The 20,964-nt window shown below is 64.8% G+C and carries 20 protein-coding genes and 2 pseudogenes; 10 read left to right on the plus strand and 12 right to left on the minus strand.

The genetic code is table 11. The features are described from left to right. Nucleotides 1–80 precede the first annotated feature (80 nt). Nucleotides 81–821: an SDR family oxidoreductase gene (locus GTW51_RS06450; protein ID WP_163043090.1), complete on the minus strand. Its 741-nt coding sequence runs from the start codon at nucleotides 819–821 to the stop codon at nucleotides 81–83. A gap of 102 nt (nucleotides 822–923) precedes the next feature. Between GTW51_RS06450 and GTW51_RS06455 the strand changes: the two are divergent. Next, nucleotides 924–1,202: pseudogene (locus GTW51_RS06455) on the plus strand (LysR family transcriptional regulator); the annotation flags it as partial. A 960-nt stretch (nucleotides 1,203–2,162) separates the two neighbouring features. Beyond that, on the plus strand, nucleotides 2,163–2,858 hold the full coding sequence (locus GTW51_RS06460; protein ID WP_163043091.1) for an aspartate/glutamate racemase family protein: 696 nt from the start codon (nucleotides 2,163–2,165) through the stop codon (nucleotides 2,856–2,858). Here the strand turns inward: GTW51_RS06460 and GTW51_RS06465 are convergent. Continuing rightward, a complete protein-coding gene (locus GTW51_RS06465) occupies nucleotides 2,855–3,493 on the minus strand; it encodes a TetR/AcrR family transcriptional regulator (RefSeq protein ID WP_163043092.1) in 639 nt (212 codons plus the stop codon). The two genes, GTW51_RS06460 and GTW51_RS06465, sit on opposite strands and share 4 nt — an antisense overlap. A 184-nt stretch (nucleotides 3,494–3,677) precedes the next feature. On the opposite strand from GTW51_RS06465, the gene GTW51_RS06470 reads away from it, so the two are divergent. Next, entirely contained in the window at nucleotides 3,678–5,096 is a 1,419-nt protein-coding gene (locus GTW51_RS06470) for a coniferyl aldehyde dehydrogenase (protein ID WP_203565934.1), read from the plus strand. Nucleotides 5,097–5,752: 656 nt separating this feature from the next. On the opposite strand, the gene GTW51_RS06475 is transcribed toward GTW51_RS06470, so the two are convergent. Then, the gene (locus GTW51_RS06475; protein WP_203565935.1) at nucleotides 5,753–6,370 is read right to left on the minus strand and encodes a TetR/AcrR family transcriptional regulator; all 618 of its coding nucleotides are present in this window, start codon (nucleotides 6,368–6,370) and stop codon (nucleotides 5,753–5,755) included. A 93-nt stretch (nucleotides 6,371–6,463) separates the two neighbouring features. On the opposite strand from GTW51_RS06475, the gene GTW51_RS06480 reads away from it, so the two are divergent. Both GTW51_RS06480 and GTW51_RS06485 read left to right on the plus strand, forming a co-directional pair. After that, complete coding sequence (locus tag GTW51_RS06480) at nucleotides 6,464–7,471, plus strand: NAD(P)-dependent oxidoreductase (protein ID WP_163043093.1); 1,008 nt, start codon at nucleotides 6,464–6,466, stop codon at nucleotides 7,469–7,471. A gap of 29 nt (nucleotides 7,472–7,500) precedes the next feature. Further along, complete coding sequence (locus GTW51_RS06485) at nucleotides 7,501–8,604, plus strand: alpha/beta fold hydrolase (protein WP_343033932.1); 1,104 nt, start codon at nucleotides 7,501–7,503, stop codon at nucleotides 8,602–8,604. Nucleotides 8,605–8,875: 271 nt separating this feature from the next. Here the strand turns inward: GTW51_RS06485 and GTW51_RS06490 are convergent, their stop codons facing one another. The 4 genes and pseudogenes from GTW51_RS06490 to GTW51_RS06505 form a co-directional block, all read right to left on the minus strand. Continuing rightward, entirely contained in the window at nucleotides 8,876–9,286 is a 411-nt protein-coding gene (locus tag GTW51_RS06490) for a Cif family virulence factor (protein ID WP_163043094.1), read from the minus strand. A 35-nt stretch (nucleotides 9,287–9,321) separates the two neighbouring features. After that, nucleotides 9,322–9,528: a ParD-like family protein gene (locus GTW51_RS06495; RefSeq protein ID WP_163043095.1), complete on the minus strand. Its 207-nt coding sequence runs from the start codon at nucleotides 9,526–9,528 to the stop codon at nucleotides 9,322–9,324. Between the two features lie 381 nt (nucleotides 9,529–9,909). Further along, complete coding sequence (locus tag GTW51_RS06500; protein WP_203565936.1) at nucleotides 9,910–10,983, minus strand: GGDEF domain-containing protein; 1,074 nt, start codon at nucleotides 10,981–10,983, stop codon at nucleotides 9,910–9,912. Between the two features lie 498 nt (nucleotides 10,984–11,481). Further along, nucleotides 11,482–11,667 (minus strand): annotated as a pseudogene (locus GTW51_RS06505) (integrase core domain-containing protein); the annotation flags it as partial. On the opposite strand from GTW51_RS06505, the gene GTW51_RS06510 reads away from it, so the two are divergent. Continuing rightward, nucleotides 11,655–11,996: a hypothetical protein gene (locus GTW51_RS06510; protein WP_163043097.1), complete on the plus strand. Its 342-nt coding sequence runs from the start codon at nucleotides 11,655–11,657 to the stop codon at nucleotides 11,994–11,996. The pseudogene GTW51_RS06505 and the gene GTW51_RS06510 sit on opposite strands and share 13 nt — an antisense overlap. A 126-nt stretch (nucleotides 11,997–12,122) precedes the next feature. Next, entirely contained in the window at nucleotides 12,123–12,557 is a 435-nt protein-coding gene (locus tag GTW51_RS06515; RefSeq protein WP_163043098.1) for a pyridoxamine 5'-phosphate oxidase family protein, read from the plus strand. Between the two features lie 79 nt (nucleotides 12,558–12,636). Here GTW51_RS06515 and ubiB read toward each other — a convergent pair whose 3' ends face one another. Together ubiB and ubiE are read right to left on the minus strand one after the other, a co-directional pair. Further along, a complete protein-coding gene (ubiB, locus tag GTW51_RS06520) occupies nucleotides 12,637–14,223 on the minus strand; it encodes a 2-polyprenylphenol 6-hydroxylase (protein ID WP_203565937.1) in 1,587 nt (528 codons plus the stop codon). Nucleotides 14,224–14,239: 16 nt separating this feature from the next. Continuing rightward, a complete protein-coding gene (gene ubiE, locus GTW51_RS06525) occupies nucleotides 14,240–15,019 on the minus strand; it encodes a bifunctional demethylmenaquinone methyltransferase/2-methoxy-6-polyprenyl-1,4-benzoquinol methylase UbiE (RefSeq protein ID WP_163043099.1) in 780 nt (259 codons plus the stop codon). Between the two features lie 136 nt (nucleotides 15,020–15,155). On the opposite strand from ubiE, the gene mutM reads away from it, so the two are divergent. Continuing rightward, the gene (gene mutM / locus GTW51_RS06530; RefSeq protein ID WP_163043100.1) at nucleotides 15,156–16,049 is read left to right on the plus strand and encodes a bifunctional DNA-formamidopyrimidine glycosylase/DNA-(apurinic or apyrimidinic site) lyase; all 894 of its coding nucleotides are present in this window, start codon (nucleotides 15,156–15,158) and stop codon (nucleotides 16,047–16,049) included. A gap of 3 nt (nucleotides 16,050–16,052) precedes the next feature. Here the strand turns inward: mutM and GTW51_RS06535 are convergent, their stop codons facing one another. Continuing rightward, nucleotides 16,053–16,826: a VOC family protein gene (locus GTW51_RS06535; protein ID WP_163043101.1), complete on the minus strand. Its 774-nt coding sequence runs from the start codon at nucleotides 16,824–16,826 to the stop codon at nucleotides 16,053–16,055. A gap of 63 nt (nucleotides 16,827–16,889) precedes the next feature. Next, nucleotides 16,890–17,615, minus strand: a complete 726-nt coding sequence (locus GTW51_RS06540; RefSeq protein WP_163043102.1) for a DUF899 domain-containing protein — start codon at nucleotides 17,613–17,615, stop codon at nucleotides 16,890–16,892. A 183-nt stretch (nucleotides 17,616–17,798) separates the two neighbouring features. On the opposite strand from GTW51_RS06540, the gene rpsO reads away from it, so the two are divergent. Further along, a complete protein-coding gene (gene rpsO / locus GTW51_RS06545; RefSeq protein WP_343033949.1) occupies nucleotides 17,799–18,140 on the plus strand; it encodes a 30S ribosomal protein S15 in 342 nt (113 codons plus the stop codon). Between the two features lie 304 nt (nucleotides 18,141–18,444). Then, the gene (gene pnp, locus GTW51_RS06550; protein ID WP_163043104.1) at nucleotides 18,445–20,577 is read left to right on the plus strand and encodes a polyribonucleotide nucleotidyltransferase; all 2,133 of its coding nucleotides are present in this window, start codon (nucleotides 18,445–18,447) and stop codon (nucleotides 20,575–20,577) included. 99 nt (nucleotides 20,578–20,676) lie between these two features. On the opposite strand, the gene GTW51_RS06555 is transcribed toward pnp, so the two are convergent. Next, nucleotides 20,677–20,952: a hypothetical protein gene (locus GTW51_RS06555; protein WP_163043105.1), complete on the minus strand. Its 276-nt coding sequence runs from the start codon at nucleotides 20,950–20,952 to the stop codon at nucleotides 20,677–20,679. Between the last annotated feature and the right edge of the window lie 12 nt (nucleotides 20,953–20,964).

Raw genomic sequence — 20,964 nt, forward strand, 5'->3', positions numbered from 1 at the left:
GAGGGTCTTGCTTGGGTATGGACCGTCCGCCTCTTCCCTTGCGGAAGCGCCGATGTGGCCCAGTCGGACGAGTGCGACGGTCAGACGATGCCGCCGTTGGCGCGGATGACCTGGCCGCTGATCCAGCGGCCTTCCGGGCTGGCAAGGTAGGCAACAACCTCGGCGATGTCCTCCGGCTGGCCGAGGCGCCGAAAAGGATTGGCCTCCGCGATGGCCCGGACCTGCTCCTCGCTCTTGCCTGCGAGAAAGAACTCCGTCTCGACGGGCCCGGGTGCCACGGCGTTGACGGTGATGCCGCGCCCGCCGAGTTCCTTGGCGAGGACATGGGTCATCGCCTCGACCGCGGCCTTCGTCGCGGCGTAGACGCCGTAACCGGGCTGGTAGAGGCCGACGACGCTTGAGGAGAAGCTGACGATGCGTCCGCCCTCCTGAAGACGGCAGGCACCCACGCGCATGCCCCTGAAGACGCCGCCGAGGTTCAATGCCACCTGGACCTCGAAGTCGGCGTCGTCAACCTCAGCTAGCCGCCCTAGCCTCATCATGCCGGCATTGTTGATAAGGATGTTGACGTTACCGAACGTTTGTTCGGCCGCGTCGAAGAGCGTGCGCACCCCGCTCGGCTCGCCGATGTCCGCTTGCACGGCGAGAGCGCGGCCGCCTGCTGCCTCGATTTGGCCGACCACGGTCTCAGCATCGTCGCGACCGCGACCATAGTTGACGACGACAGCGATGCCGTCCTTTGCCAGTCGCTTTGCGACGGCTGCACCGATGCCCCGGGATGCTCCGGTGACAATGGCCACGCGCTGATCATGTTCGCTCATCGCTTTGTTCTCCTGACTTCAACCCGATATCTAGCGGGTCGAAGCTCGGCGATCATGAGCTGCAACTTGCCTAGTGCATTCGGATGGAGCGAACAATCCGGCATGGATCATCTCGACCGTATCCGCCTCTTTGTCCGTGTCGTCGAGCGTCGCAGCTTCACGTCAGCAGCCAGCGATCTTGGCCTGCCGCGGTCTACGGCGACGGAAGCAATGAAGGGCCTGGAGACGCATCTCGGCACGCGGCTTCTCGACAGGACGACGCGCCACGTTGCGCCGACGCTTGACGGGGAGAGCTACTATCGTCGCTGCATCACCATCCTCGCCGATCTCGACGAAGCGGAGGGCGCCCTTCGCGGGGCCGAGCCGCGGGGAACTTTGCGGCATTAGGTAGCAAAAGCCACCAGCCAGATGGGCCGTCTTCCGTTTCATCTATTCCCGGTTGAAACACGCGATCCAGGGGAGCCTCATTTGCCGCTCCGCCCATAGACCGATACCGCGACGACCATAAAAGTCGATCATAATGAGGGGATACGAGCCTCATGCGAGACGCGTCGCGTGAGAGATGATCATTCGCGCAGCCGTTGCTGGCGGTAGATGAGTGGTGTCGAGGTCGAGACGGTTCGGATGGATAACCCGCAGCAGTTCGGTTGTCCTACGCTTGTGTATTGCCCCGCCAGCGTCGCCATTCAACAGCCTCCACCACTTCGACAAATGCTTTGCCCGATAAGGGATGGGCGCCTGTACGCCTAGGAAGACATTAAGCTACCGCTGAACCTCCTGAATCATCCCTCCAATCTGACTATTCAGGGTGGGTCGCCCCAAAACTTATCTTGCAGATAGGCTGCATGGATGGCTTAGAAGGGTCGGAAGCGGACTTTCGGCTTTGGTACCATGCGTCAGGTTTGCCCCTAGGCGGCGATTCCCAGAGGTTCTTGGTACCGTCGGCGGACAGCACCTGGCGCACGCGCTTGCAATGGGTTTCGCGGACGATCTGAAGGCTTGCAGAGCGAGTGTGGCGGTAGAGATTGCCGAGCTGCGAGAGAGGATCTCGCGAACTCCCGCGAAACTTGCGGATTCGTACCCGCGAACGAGCCGCCAATCTTGTGGCTTTTGCTACCTAATGCCGCGATGACAAGCGGCCGGTCGGCAACGCCGCCTCATAATACCCATTCGGCTAGGCACGGAGACAGGCGGAGCGCCGACCGTCGCATGAGGTGACATGAGGCCAGGTGGCGCTATGATATGCGGATGGCGGATAACTCATCCATAGACGGTTTGCTTCAACAAACTGACCAAGCCGAGCTGTTTGCTGCTGGTGGTAGACATCGTGCCCGACCGTCGATGCCGATGATCGGCCTTATCGGCGGCATGAGCTGGGAAAGCTCGGCGGAATATTATCGTATGATCAACGAAGGCGTGCGCGATCAGCGTGGTCCAACGGTCTCGGCCCGCTGCATGCTCTGGTCGTTCGATTTCTCTGAGATTGAAGCTCTCCAGCACGAAGGAGACTGGGACGGGTTGACCGAAAAGATGGTCGATGCCGCCCGTCGCTTGGAAGCCGGCGGGGCCGACGTGCTCCTGATCTGCACCAACACCATGCACCGCATGGCAGCCGCGGTGCAGGCGGCCGTCGGCATCCCCCTGCTGCACATTGCCGACCCCACGGCCGAGCGCATCAAAGCGGCGGGCTTCACGAAAGTGGGGCTGCTCGGCACCGCGTTCACTATGGAGCATTCTTTCTATAAGGGACGATTGACCGAGGAACATGGCCTCGACGTAATCGTGCCGAGCGATGAAGACCGCGGCACGGTTCACCGTATAATCTACGAGGAACTGGTAGCGGGGACGATCGACGAGGCCTCGCGCACGGCCTACCGTGACATCATCGCTCGCTTGGTTGAGGCTGGCGCGGAGGCGATCATACTCGGATGCACCGAGATCATGCTGCTGGTTCGCCCCGAGGACAGCAGTGTGCCGATCTTCGACACCACCGCGCTCCACGCCGAAGCCGCAGTCTTATACGCGCTGTCAGCCTAGCGACGACGCAGACCCTCTATGACGAGCATCATCACGCCGTCCGCCCACACGTCCGAACCTGCGGCCGCTTCCGTCTTTCCATCCACGACAAGCATAGAGAGGCCGTGAACGGCCGACCAAGCGGCCAGGACGGCCATAGCTATCGACTGCTCGTCGTCGATGGAAGCCGCGAACAACCCGTCGTTCGCACCCCGAACCACGACGTCGCGAAGCACCGCTTTCGCGCCGGCCCCCGCAGTCTCCGCGAGTTCGGGTCGCACGCCGTCCGGACCGGCAAGTTCCGGCCCGAACATCAATCTATAGAGCGCCGGGTTGTCAGCAGCGACCGCCACATAGGCGCGCGCGATGGCGAGCATTGCTTCGCTTGTGTCGGCGGAGGCCGCCAATGCTGAGGCCATTGCGCCCCGGAGTGTGTCGAAACCTACCGCCGCGACAGCATCGAGCAAGTCCCGCTTCTCGGCGAAGTGATTGTAGGGCGCGTTGTGTGACACGCCCGCGCGGCGTGCCACCTCACGCAGCGAGAAATTCCAGTTCTGCTCCTCGGCGACGATGGCGACGGCAGCGTCGATCAGTGCCTGCCGGAGGTCACCGTGATGATATTTCCGGTCAACGGCCGGCTTAGCGGATTTGCTCATCATTCCTCCTAACAGACTCCCTCATATTGACAATGGCCACATTGAGCGACGCGATCGATCAACGCGATCATATTTTAATGTTGACGCTGCCCACATATGCCTTCATATAGACAGCGTCAACATCGCTCGGCGTCATCAGGCCACTGGGCGACGGGACTAACACACGAACCGTTGGAGGCTACCCATGATGACCCAAGCAAACATTCCATCCGATGGCACACTCGCCGACTTACTGGCTCACCAGCGCGCAGCCTTTGTTGCTGCGGGTGCGCCGCCGATTGAGCAGCGGCTCGCCAACCTGAACACTCTAAGAAAGGCCATTCTGGCGCTCCGTTCGCAGTTTGAAGAGACGATCAACGCCGACTTCGGCAACCGATCGCGCTTCGAGACTGCGATCATGGAGATCATGCCCGTCACCCAAGGCATCGATTATCTGCGCAAGCATCTGCGCCGCTGGATGCGCCCGCAATCGCGTCACGTCGCCATGCAGTTCCGCCCGGCACGCGCCAAGGTCTTGATGCAGCCGCTGGGCGTCGTCGGGATCGTGTCGCCGTGGAACTATCCGCTCGCGCTGTGCCTGATGCCGCTCGCCACCGCGCTCGCCGCCGGTAATCGCGTCATGATCAAGCCATCAGAATATACGCCTCGCACGTCCGCTTTGATGTCGCGGATGCTGGCCGGCATCTTTCCAGAGGACGAGGTGGCTATCGTCACCGGCGGTCCGGACGTGGGTGCCGCCTTCTCGGCACTGCCGTTCGACCACCTGTTCTTCACCGGCAGCACCGGCGTGGGCAAGGCGATCATGCGGGCGGCGAGCGAGAACCTCGTTCCCGTCACCCTCGAACTCGGCGGCAAGTCGCCGGTGATCGTCGCCGACGACTATTCGATCCCGCGTGTCGCCAAGGCGCTTGTCTACGGCAAGCTCAGCAATGCGGGCCAGACCTGCGTCGCGCCCGACTACGTCTTCGTGCCTGAGGACAAGGTCGAGGCGTTCGCCACCGCCTATGAGGCCGAGGCGCGCAAGGCCTATCCACAGGGCCCGGCCGACAAGGGTTATGCATCGCTGATCAGCCAGCGTCACCATGACCGATTGGTGGGATTGATCGAGGATGCTCGTGCGAAGGGCGCGCGGATCGTCCAGATCGGCTCTAAGCCCTACGAAGGACTATCGACCACGCTCGCGCCAACCATCGTTGTGGGCGCCACGCCCGACATGAAGATCATGCAGGAGGAGATCTTCGGACCGGTCCTGCCCATCGTCGCCTGTCGCAGCGTCGACGACGCAATTACGCGCATCAACGCGGGTGAGCGCCCCCTGGCCCTCTACGTGTTCAGCGATCGGCAGGATGTGGTGGACAAAGTCTTGTCGAGCACCACGAGCGGCAGCGCGGTGGTCAACGACACCGTCATCCAGTTCGCCCAGGACGACATGCCGTTCGGCGGCGTCGGTGCGAGCGGCATGGGCGCTTATCACGGCGAAGAAGGCTTCAAGACCTTCAGCCATGCGAAAGGCGTGCTCTTCCAATCGCGCCTTAGCATGGTGGGAATGATGCGCGCACCGTTCGGCTCGCTTGCCGACCGCGTGCTGGGATTCATGCTCTGAGGGGTCGGCGCTCGGACGTCTGTTCGAGCGCCCGCCTGCCATCAACCAACCTTCAGTCAAATCTCCGCGCCGTTGGCGACCGCGCCTGCCGGACGCGATCCCGCTTCGCCAGGCCGTTGGGGGGGGGCGAGACGTGGCTAGAGAAGCGGGGCGGCGCCGGATGAACCCCAGGAACGCCGAGGCCGTCAGTCGATAGAGCTCTGCACACAATGCGGTCTGGGCCAGACCACCCCCCTGGCGCTCGAAGAGCGTCACCTTCGCCGCTTCCTCTATGTCTCGAACGGCTTGCGTGATCGCGGGTTGAGATCTGACTCGGTTCGCGCAGAAGTCCGACTTCTTTGGGATCTGGCCCATAAGGTGGACATTTCAGTTCAAAAGACGACCGTGCGTCGTTCGATGGTCAGAGTCGTTGCCTTCGACGCCAGCGTCCATGTCATGATCGGGCCCGGTCTTCCTTGAGGTATGCCCGGAAGGTGGCTCGGATTTGCATCTTCCAGTTCCGCAACTGGCGCGGGATCGGCCACGCGTCGCTCGACCGCGGCCGTCTGCTTTCGACGCAAGCCAAACCGTTGGGAACACCTCCTGCGACCCCGTTGGAGAGTTCGATCGCCGAGAGGATCAGCCTTGGAAAGCTGTCCGCTTCGCCTCTTGCCGGCTTAGGCTGGACGCTCATCCAGACTGCCCCTGATCAACGCCGCGAAGACCCCGGCGGCTTCGGTCCTGTCGAGTTTGCCGCGCACCATGGCCGCCGACAGCGCCTCGCCCGCGCCAACGAGGCCAACGCAACGCCGCTCCAACTCCTCAGATGATAGAGCGCCGAACGGCGTCAGGACGGACACGAACATCTGGACGGAGTAGTCCAGCAATTCCTGGAACACCGCCGCCTTTTCCTCGCTCCCGGCGAGGGCAGCGCCGACGGCATGGAACTCGTCGGTCATATCGGCTGCACAGTCGATATAGGCGGAGGCGAGCATGCCAGCGGTTTCTTCGAAACTCCGCTCGCCCGAGGCCATGGCGTCGCGGAACGCATTCACCCGTTCCGTGTCGATCCACCGGTAAAGCTCGATGAGCAGGCCCGATCGGGTCCCGAAATGATCGTAGGCCACAGGCTTGGAGACGCCCGCTGACGCGGCGAGATGTCCGAGCGTCAGTCGATCCGCTCCCTCGGTCCGAACAATGCGCAGCGCTGTATCGAGCAACTGGCGCTGGCGCTTCGCCTTCGACAGCCTGCGAGGCGCCTTCTCTCCCGCTGCCTTTTCGATCTTGATCGCCATCCGGTCGTCACCTGTTGCGTAAACTACCAAAAGTAGGTTATTAGTCCCGAACCTACTTTCCGTAGGTTATATGACGGAAAAGGAAAGATTGCCATGTCATTGAATCCAATCCTCCTGATGGGAGGCTACGGCGCGATCGGTCGCTTGGCCGCACGAGAGTTGCGGTCCCGCTACCCCGATCTCCCGCTGCTGATCGGCGGGCGCGATCTCGCCAAGGGCCGGGAAGCGGCTGCCGAACTGGGCAAGGCGGAGGGCGTGGTTCTCGACCCGTCCGCCGACGATCTCGGCCTCGGCGAGCGCCCGGTTGGCGCCGTCGCGGTCTTCTATTCGGACGATCGCCTCGCCGGACTACAGTTCGCATTGGCGCGGGGCGTGCCGCATCTCGGCATTTCCTCGGGCATCTACGAGATCGCCCCCGAAATCGGGAACTTCATGCTCAAGCCGACGGCGGCACCCGTCGTGCTCGGCTACGAGTGGCTGGTCGGCGCGACAACGGTTGCGACCCTCGATGCGGCCAAGGCTTACAGTCGGATCGACGATATCGTCATCGGCGCGCTTGTCGACGAAGAGGATGGCGGCGGTCCCGCCGTGGCCGAGGATTTCGAGCGCCTGCACAGGATGATGCCGGCCGCGCTCACGCGGCAGGGCGGCGCCTATATCTGGCGCAGCGAAGACGATGCCGTGACCGCGTTCCACGCCATCGACGGCACACGGATGGAAGCGTCAGGGTTCTCGTCCATCGACGTCGTCGGCCTGGCGACCGCGACCGGCGCCCCCAACGTCCAGTTCAACATCGCGACCGGCGTCAGTTCCAGCCGCCGCCGCGGCGAACCGAAGTCGACGGAGATCGTCATCGAGCTCAACGGACGGGATCATTCGGGCCAGGCGCTCCGCACCCGCCATGCGGTTTTCCATCCGCAGGGAGCGGCACCGCTGACGGCGCTGGGCGTGTCGATGCTGCTCGAGCGACTGACGGGGCTGGACGGAAATCCGGCGACACCGGCCGGGCTGTACTTTCCGTTCCAGGTGCTCGACCCGGCCGCCTACCTGACGCGGCTGAAGGCGGCGGGCGGCGGTCTTCTGACGTTGGAGGTGCGCTGATGGTCACACGTATCGTTTCGGTGGCTTCGATGTTTTCTCGCAGAGCCCTTCTCGTCGGCGCAGGCGCTGCCGCAGCGGCCTCCATCATGCCGGCGTTCGGGCAGGCGGCTGTCATGCCGCCCGTCCGCTTCATCGAGACCAATGGGATCCGAATGGCCGTCCACGAGGCAGGCTCCGGTCCGGCCGTCGTCCTGCTGCACGGCTTCCCCGGACTGGCCTTCACTTGGCGCCACCAGGTCCCCGCTCTGGTTGCAGCCGGCTACCGCGTCATCGTTCCCGACCTGCGCGGCTACGGTCTCACCGACGCGCCACCCCGCGTGGAGGACTACGACATCGCCCATCTGACCGGCGACCTCGTCGGGCTCCTGGACGCACTCGGGATCGAGAGGGCCGTGTTCATGGGGCACGACTGGGGCGGACTGCTGGCGTGGCAGATGCCTCTGCTCCACGAGGAGCGCGTGATGGGCGTCATCGGGGTCAACACCCCGTTCATCCCCCACTGGATGCTCTGGCTCCATCCGGATCTCGTCGATGCCGCCAGGCCCGCAGGCCCGACCTTCGTCGCCAACCCGCGGGTGGATCCGATCACGCAGATGCGGAACGTCTACAGCCCGGACATGTACGTCCTCCTTTTCCAGGACGGGAAGGTGGCCGACAGGGCGATGGACCGCGATCCCCGCGGGACCATCCGGAACGCATACCGGAAGGACCACATGCCATCCGCAGAGTGGGGCTCCATGCCGGCGGAAGTCGCCAACATGGCGTACTATGGAAAGCCGTTCCCGACTCCGCTTCCCGGCAGGGACGTGCTGAATGCCGACGAACTGGACTTCTACGCGCAGCGCTTCGAGCGTACCGGCTTTACGCCCGCCATCAACTGGTATCGCAACCTGTCGCGCAACTGGAAGGCCGGGCTCGACTTGGACCAGACCATCCGCGTCCCGTCGATGATGGTCTCGGGCGAGCACGACGTCGTCCTGCGGCCGAGCATGGCGGAGGGCATGGGTGCCTATGTGAAAGATCTCGAGCGACATGTCGTGCCGGATTGTTGGCACTGGACGCCCGAGGAGCGCCCGGAGCAATTGAACCGGTTGGCCATTTCCTGGCTGCGCCGACGCTTCTCCCCCGGCTAATCGTACCTGTGCCCGGCATCGGCTGCATTCGGATACCCAAGCGGACGCTCGGTTCGTCTTGAATCGGGCCGAAGCCCTCCGTCCGCTTTTTTAACGTCGGCTCCCATCGGCCCGGGACGGATGAGGTGGACAGCGGTCGGTGAGTTCTCAGGATAACGGCGTGAGAAGCAGCCACTGACTTCGCCCTGTCGAAGTCTCCAGAACGAGGCGGTGCGATCGCCTCAGTCCGAGCAGTGCTGCGCGGTATCCGGGAGGACGCCAGGTTGCCGGATCAAAGTTGCGCGCCTCGCGCGGCCCATGCCGCCATTTCGCCGTCCGCGATCGTCAAGGAAATCCGCCAGCGATCGCTTCGACGGAGGATGTAGACGTGCTCCCACGCCGCGATGAGTTCGTCGCCTTCTCCCTGCATCCGATAGGCCATGCGCGCTTGAGCGACGTCCGGGAAGAGCTCGCTCGCGGATAGAAGGTCGCCCAGGGGGTGAACGACACCTTGCTGACGATAGAACTCCATCAGCGTCACGCAGTGGTCGCGAAACGCGTCCCTCGGCATGGCGAAGTTGCCGGTGGGCGACGGGAAGAGCCCCACCGGCTCCCATAGCTCGCTCAACGCACTCGCGTCGCGGCGGGCGAAGGCATCGACATAGCCGGCGAAAAACGCCGTGATCTCGTCGTGGAAAGTCATCACTATTCTGCTCGATTTTCTGGTGTGCACGCCCGTCAAGCTGCCGCGGCTGATGCCAGGCGGACATCCGCTGCATCAAGCTGCGCCCTGACGATGTCGTTGAAGGCCAGAGTGGGGTTGGACTCGGCGAGCATCCCGATCTTCATCCAGAACTCGGCCTGCGCGTTGATGGATCGGCACATCACCGTGCTCGCCCGCCGAACCTGTTCGTGCAGGTCGTCGTCGATTTTTACCAGACCCATGTTTGCCTCCATCGCTGGCTATACGAAACGTTTATAGATCGTTTATGCGCATGGCAAGCGCGGGACAGGATATGGACGACCGCTATCGGCTGGTTCGGAATGGCCTCTCGAACGACCGGAAGGGTCGGAAGCCGAAGGGCAGGTTTCCGCGAATGCTGTGGGAACCCTGCCCGTCCGTTTCCCAAGTGACCACCGAGGAAGGAAAGCGGACACGATCGCCGAGCGTTCAGGAATGCTTCCGGCTCTCCGGCGAGGACCGGGCCCCTTGGATACGCGTTGCCGCAGGGCACAAGGCCGCGATGGTTGAAGGCCGGATGCTGCCCTTCGAGCGACTGTGGCATGGCAGATCCGCCCTCCTCGGGGACATCCAAACCCCGGACATCAGGATTGAGGGTAGACTTCCGATCGGCCTCTGCCCGCGGCTTTTGCCGCGTACAGTGCGGTGTCGGCTTGATGCATGATCTCATCGATGGTGCCGGCGCTGTGATTACAGATGGTCACCCCGACGCTGGCGCCGACAAGAACGCGCTGTCCTTTGTCCAGAAGAGGTTGCGACACCGCAGCCGCGACGCGCCTCCCCAGGATCTCGGCCTCCTGACACTCGCCGATCGGAAACTGGAGAATCGCGAACTCATCGCCCCCAAGTCGAGCGACGACATCCGTCGAACGCACAGTTGCCAACACGCGCTCTGCGACCTGCTGGAGCACGCGATCACCGGCGGCGTGGCCGTGAGTGTCATTTACGGTCTTGAAGTGGTCGAGATCGAAGGCATGCACGGCGAATCGTGTGCCGTAGCGTTCGAGACGTCGGTGAGCCTCAGCCAGGCGAGCTCGGAAGTGCGCACGGTTCGGAAGGCCCGTGAGATCATCGTGGGTCGCTCGGCGCGTGACCTCCTGATGCAAATGCACTCGATCGGCGATCGTGCTTGCGAGGTGACGGATGATCTCCACGCCTGCCAAAAGGTAGGTCGTGAAAAGCAAGGCGAGCATCCAGTGCTCGGGCGTACCGAGGCTCAGGGCAGCGACGATCGGCGGCGATAGAGCCAACGCCAGGTGCAATCGCGCGATAGCAGGACGGACGGCGACGCGAGCGATCATGCCGGTTGGGTAGGCAAGCATGACAGTCGCGGCCAAGAGCTGAGATGTTGGCGTTCCGCTCCAGATTACATAAGCGGCAAACAGCCCAACGACCGCCGCGAATGCGGCTCCCCCGATCGCATAGCGTATCTCCCAGATCCGCGCGATCCGGGCAGTCGTGACCTCGGCGGCAGCGCGATGGTATGCTGCCGAGTTGAGGACCCTGCCCGCAACGATGATGATTGAAAGAGCGGCGGTGACCGCGACAACTGGATCGCCGTCTTTGATGTAGATGGCTAGGCAAGTCGCAACGAGTGCTGCACCGACCAATGCTACCGATTTCTGGGACGTGTACATGATGCCGATGAGCTCTGGCATAACATCGTCCGAGCCATGCCCTGTCGTCATTGCGAGCTCCCTGAATGCAGGAGGAAGATCGCGCGAGACCGTTAATTTACGTTTGTCGGCCCTTGCTCTCTTGGATCCGAGACGCCTGCAGCGAATAACTGCCTAGCGTGACCTGAAGTCGGCCAATTAGTGTCGTGCCTACGGACTTGTTGGATTGACGCAGTAGTTAGCTTTACAGCGCATCCGACCGACACAGCGGCGAAATCCTAGCCGCTATTCACTATCGGCCGGGCTAAGTCAGCCGTTACCTGGAACGGAGCCCGTCTTCGAGGGCAAGGTGCTCCTTGATCGGGTTCTGGACCTCGATGACGTCGTGAGGGGGAAGTCGGGGCCTCGCGATGTCGACGAGGGATGAGGGATGCTCCGCGGCGTCCCTCTCGCCCTGACCGGTCAGGTCGAATCTGCGGGGCATGGTCGCTCGACGGCCGCCGGACTGATCCGCCCCCACTGACGGGTCCAGTTTGAATGTTAGTGGATCGTCGGCCGTTGGGCCAGCGAGCGGGGGTGTGGGCATGGGGCGAATGCCGGCAGGAAGACTTCCGGCGCCGTTGGCCTGTATCCGAGCGAGGAGTGCGGGCGCACGGTGTTGTAGTGGCGCCGCCAGCTCTCGACGATGATCTTGGCCTCGGCGAGGGTGTAAAATGCCTCCGACGAACTACCCGACCACACCCGACGGCCGTTACTTCGTCGTTCGCGGCCGCCTCTGGCGAACGAGTGACCCGTCGCTCGATCCGGCGCGGCGTCAGGCGCTTGTCGACGAATTGATGGCTGCGCGGCGCGCGGTCCGCGACGCGAAGGACGACGCCGCCGGGAAGGCCGAGGCGCGGGCGCGGGTCGATGCCGCCAAGCGGCATCTCGGCGAACGGGGCCCGGTCTGGTGGGACGACGGCGCGCCCGATCTCAATCGGCGGATGGTGGAAAAGACCGCCTACGCCGACTGGTACGAAAGCCTGTCGACGGCCCCGAGCGACGACGGCCAGTAGGAAGGGGCGAGGGCGCGCCCATGCCCTGCGGCAGTGTGCCATGTTAAGCCGCTTCGACAACACGCTGTCCGCGATGGACCCGTCGGCGGGCGAGCGCGTTAGGCTCCGACAACAACGGAGCCTTCCATGAGCGACATGACCCTTTCCGACCTCGCCGAGGCGATGCGCGACATCGACTTCGCCATGCTGTCCACGAAAACCGGTGCCGGCGACATCGCCGCGCGCCCGATGAGCAACAACCGCGACGTCGACTATGACGGCGATTCGTTCTTCTTCACCTATGAGGAGGCGCGGACGGTCTCCGACATCGAGCGCGACCCGAAGGTGGGCCTCTCCTTCCAGGGCAAGGCAGGCCTGCTCGGCAAGCCGCCGCTGTTCATCTCGGTGGAGGGTACGGCAGAGCTGATCCGCGACAAGGCACAGTTCGAGGCGCACTGGAATTCCGACCTCGACTACTGGTTCGAGGACGGCATCGATACGCCCGGCGTGGTGCTGATCCGGGTCCATGCCGACCGTATCCACTACTGGAACGGCAAGGACGAGGGCGACGTAACGCCTTGACGTCTTGAACGATGACAGGGAGCCGGCGCTGCTGGAGACAGCGGCGCCGGCTCCCTTCAGAGCTGACTGACCCGGGCCGTCAGCCGAAGACCAGCGACCCCGCGATGGTGAGCAGCGACAGGGCGATGACCCACTGGGCGATGCGGCCGGACATGATGCTGGCGCGCTTTTCGGAGGCGAGGTCCTTCAGCGTGTCGTCGTTGAGCCTTATGCCGTTCTCGATGAGGTCGGGCATCTGCTTGGCGAGGATCTCGAGCCCCGTCGCCAGATCCGGCGCGCGCCGCGCCAGCCGCAGCATCGCCTCGATGCCGTCGCGGGCCTCGCGCAGCTTCGCCGCCGGGCCGAGTTCGCGCAGGATGTAGTCGGAGACGACCGGCTCGGCCGCCACCCACATGTTGAACTTGGGATCGAAGGTCCGCGCGACGCCCTCCACCACGACCATGGTCTTCTGCAGGAGCACCAGTTCGGGCCGCGCCCGCATGTCGAAGAGTTCGGTCACCTCGAACAGCAGCGACAGGAGATGGCCCATCGAGATCGTCTCGGCCGGCTGGCCGTAGATCGGCTCGCCGATCGCCCGCAGCGCCTGGGCGAAGCTCGCGACATCCTGCGTCCGGGGGACGTATCCCGCCTCGAAATGCAGCTCCGCGACGCGGCGATAGTCGCGGCGGATGAAGCCGTAGAGGATCTCGGCGAGGAAGCGCTTGGACTCGTCGCTGAGCCGCCCGACGATGCCGAGATCGACCGCCACCACCGTGCCGTCATGCGCGACGAAGAGGTTTCCCTGGTGCATGTCTGCGTGGAAGAAGCCGTCCCGCATGGCCTGGCGCAGGAACGACTGGACGACCGTCACGCCGAGCTGCTTCAAATCGTGGCCGGCCTCGGCGATCGCCGCGACATTGCTCATCTTGATGCCGTCGATCCACTCCATGGTGACGACGTCGCGGCCGGTGCGCTCCCAGTCGATCGCCGGCACCCGGAAGCCGCGGTCGTCCGCCGTGTTCTCGGCCATTTCGGAGGCCGCCGCCGCCTCCAGCCGCAGGTCCATCTCGATGCGCGTCGACTGGGCGAGCGTTTCCACCACCGCGATCGGCCGCAGCCGGCGGGCGGCCGGGATGTAGCGCTCGAGGAAGCGCGCAATGAAGGCGAAGGTGTCGAGTTCGCGCCGGAAGCGCGCCCGGATTCCCGGCCGGATGACTTTCACCGCAGCGAAGCGCTCGCTGCCGTCCTCGTTGCGGATCCGGGCCTTGTAGACCTGCGCGATCGAGGCGGCGCCGACGACCTCGCCGAGATCGATGAACAAGACGTCCAGCGGTCGGCCGAGCGTCGTCTCGATCTCCGCGACGGCCAGTTCCCGCGGGAACGGCGGCACGTTATCCTGCAGGGTGCCGAGCTCTCGGGCGGTGTCGACGCCGACGAGGTCGGGCCTCGTCGCGAGGAACTGCCCGAGCTTGACGTAGGACGGGCCCAGCCGGTGCAGTGCCCGCGACAGATTGTCCGAGCGGGCGCGCTCCTCGGTCGAGCCGCGGGCGACGAGCCGCGCCAGGCGGTGCAACATCGCCGGACCGGGCGGCAAGCCTTCGGCCGGGAACGACGCGATGACGCCCTCGCGGGCGAGCACGTACATGGCCCGGATGAGGGCGATCGTGCCGGTTACGGGATGGGCCAAGGGTTGCTAGATCCCGTCAGAGTTTCCAGCCGGAATGGATGGCAGCGATGCCTCCCGACAGGTTGCGATAGGTGACCCGCTCGAAGCCGGCGGCGCGGATCGAACTGGCGAAGTTTTCCTGGTTGGGAAAGCGGCGAATCGATTCGACGAGATACTCGTAGGACTCGCGGTCGCGGGCGACCAGCTGGCCGATCTGCGGAATCGCCTTGAACGACCAGGCCTCGTAGACCTTGTCGAGCACCGGCATGTCTACTTCGGAGAATTCCAGGCACAGGAAGCGCCCGCCCGGCTTCAGGACGCGATAGGCCTCGGCCAGGGCGAGGTCGATGCGCGGCACGTTGCGGATGCCGAAGGCGATCGTATAGGCGTCGAAGCTGGAATCCGGCAGCGCCAACTTCTCGGCATTGCCTTCGACGAAGACGAGATTGTCCTGCAGGCCGCGCTTGACCGCCCGCTCGGCGCCGACGCCCAGCATCGAGGCGTTGATGTCGAGGACGGTGCCCGACGCCTTGCGCCGCGAGGCCTCGACGATGCGGAAGGCGACGTCGCCGGTGCCGCCGGCCACGTCGATGAAGCGCCAGCCGGCGCGATGCGGCGGCGACAGCCAGGAGACCATGGCACCCTTCCAGAGCCGGTGCAGGCCGCCGGACATCAGGTCGTTCATCAGGTCGTAGCGCTCGGCGACGCGGTGGAACACCTCGTTGACGCGCGCCTGCTTTTCCTCGCGGCCCGTGACGGTGGAGAAGCCATAGGCGGTCTCCATCGCTTCGGCTCCGGTGGCACGGGTTCGCGACATGGGTGGCACCTTCGTTGCATCGCATCGACCGGATGCGGGATAATGGGCAGGCGCTGGCCTCGCTTGCCTTGCGTGACAGAGCGAGACGCCGGGCGCACCCGGCGGGCGCGTCCATGGATCAGGGACTTAATCGAAAATGCCGGAATTGCCAGAGGTCGAGACCGTCCGCCGCGGGCTCGTCGACGTCATGGAGGGCGCGCGCATCGATCATGTCGTCCTGTCGCGGCCGGATCTGCGCTTCCCGCTGCCGGAGCGCTTCGCCGAAAGGCTGGCAGGAAAACGCATCGAAGCGCTCGGCCGGCGGGCAAAATATCTCCTCGCCGACATCGAGGGCGGGCTGGTGCTGGCGATGCATCTCGGCATGTCGGGCTCGTTCCGCATCGAGAGCCCACAGGGCGCCGTCGTGCCCGGCGTCTTCGCGCATCCGCGGTCAGCCGAGCGCCTGCACGACCATGTGCGCTTCGCTCTCACGACCCGCGACGGCGCAGATGCGAGCGTCGTGTTCAACGATCCGCGCCGCTTCGGCTACATGAGCCTGATCGAGCGCGAGGGGTTCGACACGCATCCGCATTTTTCCGGGCTCGGCATCGAGCCGACGGGGAACGCGCTGTCCGGCGCGGCGCTGGCGCCGTTCTTCGCCGGCCGTACTGCGCCGCTGAAGGCGGTACTGCTCGACCAGAAGGTGATCGCCGGGCTCGGCAACATCTATGTCTGCGAGGCGCTGTGGCGAGCGCGGCTGTCCCCGCGCCGCGCCTCGGGGACGATCGTGCGCAAGGACGGCACGGCCAGTCAGCGGCTGGTGCGACTGGCCGAGGATATCCGGGCAACGATCGCCGATGCGATCGCCGCCGGCGGCTCGTCGCTGCGCGACTATCGCCAGGCCGACGGCTCGCTCGGCTATTTCCAGCACAGCTTCGCCGTCTATGGCCGCGAGGACGAGCCGTGCAAACGGGACGATTGCCGGGGCGTCGTCCGGCGTATCGTCCAGTCCGGCCGCTCGACCTTCTTCTGCCCGGTCTGCCAGCGCTGAAGCCTATCGGCGCAGCGCCACCAGGGCGAACATCGCGCCCTGCGGATCGAGGCACTGGCCGACCCAGGCGCCGCCCGGCACTTCCATCGGTTCGTTGATCAGCGTGCCGCCGCCGGCGGTGACGCGTTCGAGCGCGGCGTCGAGCGCTTCGACGTTGAAATAATACAGCCAGAAGCTGGCGGGCATCTCCGGCAGACGGGTCATCATGCCGCCGATCGCCTCCTCGCCGTCTCTTGCGGCGAAGAGCTGGTAGATGCCCATCGGCCCCATGTCGATCGCCTCGGTGCGGACCCAGCCGAACAATTCGGCATAGAAGGCGAAGGCAGATTCCAGCTCGCCGGCCATCAGCTCGTGCCAGCCGACATGGCCGGGCACCATCCGCCCTCGCGGCGGGCCGTCGCCGCCGTCGCTCGGCTTGAACAGCGCGAAGACCGCGCCGTCGGGCGCGCCGACCACGGCAAACCGGCCGATCTGCGGAATGTCCTCGGCAGCGCGGTGGATCACCCCGCCCAGTTCCGTCACGCGCCTGGCCGTCGCGTCGACGTCGCCGGCGTAGACGTAACCTAGCCAGCCGGGGCTGGCGCCGGCATCGCGCATCTCCGCCGAGAGTTCCATCAGGCCGGCGACGGGCGCGCCGGCGGCCTTGAAGGTCGTGTAGGGAATGCCCGCCACGCCGGTCTCGTCCGCCGTCCAGCCGACGACGTCGCGATAGAAGCCCTCCGCCGCCTTGGCGTCGCTGGTCATCAGTTCGCACCAGATGAAGTCACCCTGTGGCATGCGTCATCCCTCTCGATTGGCCCTTCATTGCCCGGCGAGCTCCCTCCCGGAGCCGGCTGCGGTTCATTCCGCCGCGACGCCCTGCGGCGCGCCAGTCTCATATTCGTCGTGACGGCGCACGAAATCCATCGTCTCGTCCTCGTTGCGCCCCTTAGGCGCCCGGTCGAGGATCATCAGCGTGCCGATCAGCTCCTCCGGGCCGCGCCCGTAGCTGGAATAGGTGTGGAAGACATGGCCCTGCCCGTCTTTCGTGAAGGCGCTGAGGCCGGGCAGTTCGGGTGCGGCGCGATCGGCCGGGATTTCCTCGAAATTGTAGCGGACCATGCCCGAGGCGAGCTCTGCCTCGCTGAAGGAGACGTGGAAGTCGCGGTTGAAGTCGCTGCCCAGCGAGGAGACCCAGGGAAAGCGCCAGCCCATGCGGCGCTTGTAGGACTCGAGCTTTTCGAGCGGCGCGCGAGACACCGCGACGAGCGTCACGTCGTGGTGGTTGAGATGCGCCAGTGTCCCGTCGAGATGATCGGCGAGGAACGAGCAGCCGGGGCAGCCGGCCTCCCAGTCCGGCCCGAACATGAAATGATAGACGACCAGCTGGCTGCGGCCGTCGAAGATGTCAGCGAGGCGCTTCTCGCCCTGCGGCGTCTCGAAACGGTAGTCGGCCTCGACGGCCACCCAGGGCAGTTCGAGGCGTCTTGCGCGGTTCTCGTCGCGCATCCGGGTCTCGGCCTTCTCGCTGGCGAGCAGCGCCAGCCGGGCGGCCATCCATTCGTCACGTGTCGCGATGCACTGCATGACATCCTCCTGTTCAGCGAACCGTCCTCTCCTGCCTTTTTAGTTGATATCAACCTTTCCTGTTTCTGTCAAAGCGGCCGAGCGCCTCCGCAACAGGGCGCCCGCTTGCTCAGTGCGGCTAGCCATGCCCGGATTTTTGGCCTATATGCGGCAGGCGCCGACTGACCTCGTGTCGGTCCGCGTATTCATGGCCCTCGCTGGACGACATCCCGGCCAAGGGCGACCGAACCCTCATTTTCCAAGAAAGGGATTTCGATGTCGATCACGCTTGAGCGTAAAGCAGAGCTCATGAAGGAATACGGCACCAAGGAAGGCGACACCGGTTCGCCGGAAGTCCAGGTGGCGATCCTCACCGAGCGCATCAACAATCTGACCGGTCACTTCAAGGACCACAAGAAGGACAACCACTCGCGTCGTGGCCTTCTGAAGATGGTCTCGCAGCGCCGCCGCCTCCTCGACTATCTTAAGTCGCGGGAAGAAGAGCGCTACCAGACGCTTATCGGCCGCCTCAGCCTGCGCCGCTAACCAATTTCGCTCCGGCGGGTCCTGGATGAAAACCAGGGCCCGCCGGTCGCATTTCGGCGCACCTGTGGTGCGCCACAGCCCCGGATCCCGCGAACCAGTCGCGGCGTCCGACCACCGAACGGTCATGGGGCAGGATTGCCGGATGCTTCCGGAAGACGTGGTGGCCAGCCACCGCGGCGGAACCGACCAGGGTTCCCGTGAAGCCTCCCGTCGTCTTGCCCGTGATGCGTTTCGACCACGAAACGCGCTCCGGCTCCGGCGCCCCAAGCGGGCACCACGGAGCGCAGGATGAAAAGGCAAGAACATGTTCAATACCCACAAGGTGGAAATCGACTGGGCGGGCCGTCCGCTCACCCTCGAGACCGGCAAGATCGCCCGGCAGGCCGACGGCGCCGTGCTCGCGACCTACGGCGAGACCGTCGTGCTCGCGACCGTGGTGTCCGAGAAGCAGCCGAAGCAGGGCTTCGACTTCTTCCCGCTGACCGTCAACTACCAGGAGAAGACCTTCGCCGCGGGCAAAATCCCGGGCGGCTTCTTCAAGCGCGAGGGCCGTCCTTCGGAGAAGGAGACGCTGACCTCGCGCCTCATCGACCGTCCGATCCGCCCGCTCTTCGCCGAAGGCTACAAGAACGACACGCAGGTCGTCCTCACCGTCCTGCAGCATGATCTCGAGAACGACCCGGACGTCGTCGCGATGATCGCCGCCTCCGCCGCCCTGACGCTGTCGGGCATTCCGTTCATGGGCCCGATCGGCGGCGCCCGCGTCGGCTACATCAACGGCGAGTACAAGCTGAACCCGCATGTCGACGAGATGGGCGAGTCGAAGCTCGACCTGATCGTCGCCGGCACCGAGGACGCCGTGCTGATGGTGGAATCGGAAGCCCACGAGCTGGCCGAGGACGTCATGCTCGGCGCCGTCATGTTCGGCCACCGCGGCTTCCAGCCGGTGATCGACGCGATCATCAAGCTCGCCGAGCACGCCGCCAAGGAGCCCCGCGATCACCAGGTTCCCGACCGTTCGGCGCTCGAGCAGGAAATGCTCTCGATGGTCGAAGGCGAGCTGCGCGACGCCTACAAGAACACCGACAAGATGGCCCGCTATGCCGCCGTCGACGCCGTCAAGGCGAAGGTCATGGCGCATTTCCTGCCCGAGGGCGAAGAGCCGAAGGCTCCCAAGGAAGTCGTCGGCGCCGTGTTCAAGTCGCTGCAGGCGAAGATCGTTCGCTGGAACATCCTCGACACCGGCAACCGCATCGACGGCCGTGACCTGAAGACGGTCCGCGCCATCGTGTCGGAAGCCGGCGTCCTGCCGCGCACCCATGGCTCGGCGCTGTTCACCCGCGGCGAGACCCAGGCACTGGTCGTGGCGACGCTCGGCACCGGCGACGACGAGCAGTTCGTCGACGCGCTGACCGGGACGTACAAGGAGCGCTTCCTGCTCCATTACAACTTCCCTCCCTACTCGGTCGGCGAGACCGGCCGCATGGGTTCGCCCGGCCGTCGCGAAATCGGCCACGGCAAGCTCGCCTGGCGCGCCCTGCGTCCGATCCTGCCGGCACCGGAGCAGTTCCCCTACACGATCCGCGCCGTATCCGAGATCACCGAGTCGAACGGCTCGTCCTCGATGGCGACGGTCTGCGGCACGTCGCTGGCACTGATGGACGCGGGCGTCCCGCTGACCCGTTCGGTCGCCGGCATCGCCATGGGCCTGATCAAGGAAGACGAGCGCTTCGCGGTGCTGTCGGACATTCTCGGTGACGAGGATCATCTCGGCGACATGGACTTCAAGGTCGCCGGCACGTCGGAAGGCATCACCGCCCTCCAGATGGACATCAAGATCCAGGGCATCACCGAGGAGATCATGCAGATCGCCCTCGACCAGGCCAAGGGCGGCCGGCTGCACATCCTCGACGAGATGGCCAAGGCGCTGTCGACCAACCGCGCCGAGCTCGGCGAGTTTGCGCCGCGCATCGAGGTCATGCAGATCCCGACCGACAAGATCCGCGACGTCATCGGCGCGGGCGGCAAGATCATCCGCGAGATCGTCGAGAAGACCGGTGCCAAGATCAACATCGAGGACGACGGCACGGTGAAGATCGCCTCCTCGTCCGGCAAGGAGATCGAGGCGGCCCGCAAGTGGATCCACTCGATCGTCGCCGAGCCGGAAGTCGGCGAGGTCTACGAAGGCACGGTGGTCAAGACCGTCGAATTCGGCGCCTTCGTCAACTTCTTCGGTGCCCGCGACGGCCTCGTGCACATCAGCCAGCTCGGCGCCGAGCGCGTCGCCAAGACGACCGACGTCGTCAAGGAAGGCCAGAAGGTCTGGGTCAAGCTGATGGGCTTCGACGAGCGCGGCAAGGTCCGCCTCTCGATGAAGGTCGTCGACCAGGCAACCGGCCAGGAAATCGCCGGCGACAAGGCCGAAGACGCCGCCTGATCGGCTCCCTCTCTTCGCATCGGATTTTAAAGGCGCGTCCCTCGGGGCGCGCCTTTATTCATTGGTTGGTGGCCATTTCGGCGTAACAGGCGCGCCTGCCTACCGGCGCTGCCCGTCTGCCTGCTTCAAGCGGACGCTTTCGACGGCGTCGACGCTGAGCGGCAGCCTGGCCGCGTGCTCGACCTGGGCGCGGGTCAGTCCGGTGACGTCGACGAGGATATGGTCGTCGACCCGCAGCAGCGTGTTGAACGCGTCCCGCTGCAGTCGCTGCCGGCGCCGCTCGACGGTCCAAGACTTGAGCCGCGTGACGAGACCGGAAGCCGGCAGATCGGCGTCTTCGTCGCCGAGGCGGGGGTCGTACAGGGATTTAAACATGAGAACCTCCAA

This window comes from Aurantimonas aggregata (assembly GCF_010500835.1).
Lineage (GTDB): Bacteria > Pseudomonadota > Alphaproteobacteria > Rhizobiales > Rhizobiaceae > Aurantimonas > Aurantimonas aggregata.

Coding starts and splice junctions, on each gene's coding strand:
- GTW51_RS06460 (WP_163043091.1), top strand. CDS start 2,163: ATGCCGATGATCGGCCTTATCGGCGGCATGAGCTGGGAAAGCTCGGCG.
- GTW51_RS06475 (WP_203565935.1), bottom strand. CDS start 6,370: ATGGCGATCAAGATCGAAAAGGCAGCGGGAGAGAAGGCGCCTCGCAGG.
- mutM (WP_163043100.1), top strand. CDS start 15,156: ATGCCGGAATTGCCAGAGGTCGAGACCGTCCGCCGCGGGCTCGTCGAC.
- GTW51_RS06535 (WP_163043101.1), bottom strand. CDS start 16,826: ATGCCACAGGGTGACTTCATCTGGTGCGAACTGATGACCAGCGACGCC.
- GTW51_RS06555 (WP_163043105.1), bottom strand. CDS start 20,952: ATGTTTAAATCCCTGTACGACCCCCGCCTCGGCGACGAAGACGCCGAT.
- GTW51_RS06480 (WP_163043093.1), top strand. CDS start 6,464: ATGTCATTGAATCCAATCCTCCTGATGGGAGGCTACGGCGCGATCGGT.
- GTW51_RS06510 (WP_163043097.1), top strand. CDS start 11,655: ATGCCTCCGACGAACTACCCGACCACACCCGACGGCCGTTACTTCGTC.
- GTW51_RS06485 (WP_343033932.1), top strand. CDS start 7,501: ATGTTTTCTCGCAGAGCCCTTCTCGTCGGCGCAGGCGCTGCCGCAGCG.
- ubiE (WP_163043099.1), bottom strand. CDS start 15,019: ATGTCGCGAACCCGTGCCACCGGAGCCGAAGCGATGGAGACCGCCTAT.
- GTW51_RS06500 (WP_203565936.1), bottom strand. CDS start 10,983: ATGCCAGAGCTCATCGGCATCATGTACACGTCCCAGAAATCGGTAGCA.
- GTW51_RS06495 (WP_163043095.1), bottom strand. CDS start 9,528: ATGGGTCTGGTAAAAATCGACGACGACCTGCACGAACAGGTTCGGCGG.
- GTW51_RS06470 (WP_203565934.1), top strand. CDS start 3,678: ATGATGACCCAAGCAAACATTCCATCCGATGGCACACTCGCCGACTTA.
- GTW51_RS06540 (WP_163043102.1), bottom strand. CDS start 17,615: ATGCAGTGCATCGCGACACGTGACGAATGGATGGCCGCCCGGCTGGCG.
- pnp (WP_163043104.1), top strand. CDS start 18,445: ATGTTCAATACCCACAAGGTGGAAATCGACTGGGCGGGCCGTCCGCTC.
- GTW51_RS06450 (WP_163043090.1), bottom strand. CDS start 821: ATGAGCGAACATGATCAGCGCGTGGCCATTGTCACCGGAGCATCCCGG.
- GTW51_RS06465 (WP_163043092.1), bottom strand. CDS start 3,493: ATGAGCAAATCCGCTAAGCCGGCCGTTGACCGGAAATATCATCACGGT.
- GTW51_RS06515 (WP_163043098.1), top strand. CDS start 12,123: ATGAGCGACATGACCCTTTCCGACCTCGCCGAGGCGATGCGCGACATC.
- GTW51_RS06490 (WP_163043094.1), bottom strand. CDS start 9,286: ATGACTTTCCACGACGAGATCACGGCGTTTTTCGCCGGCTATGTCGAT.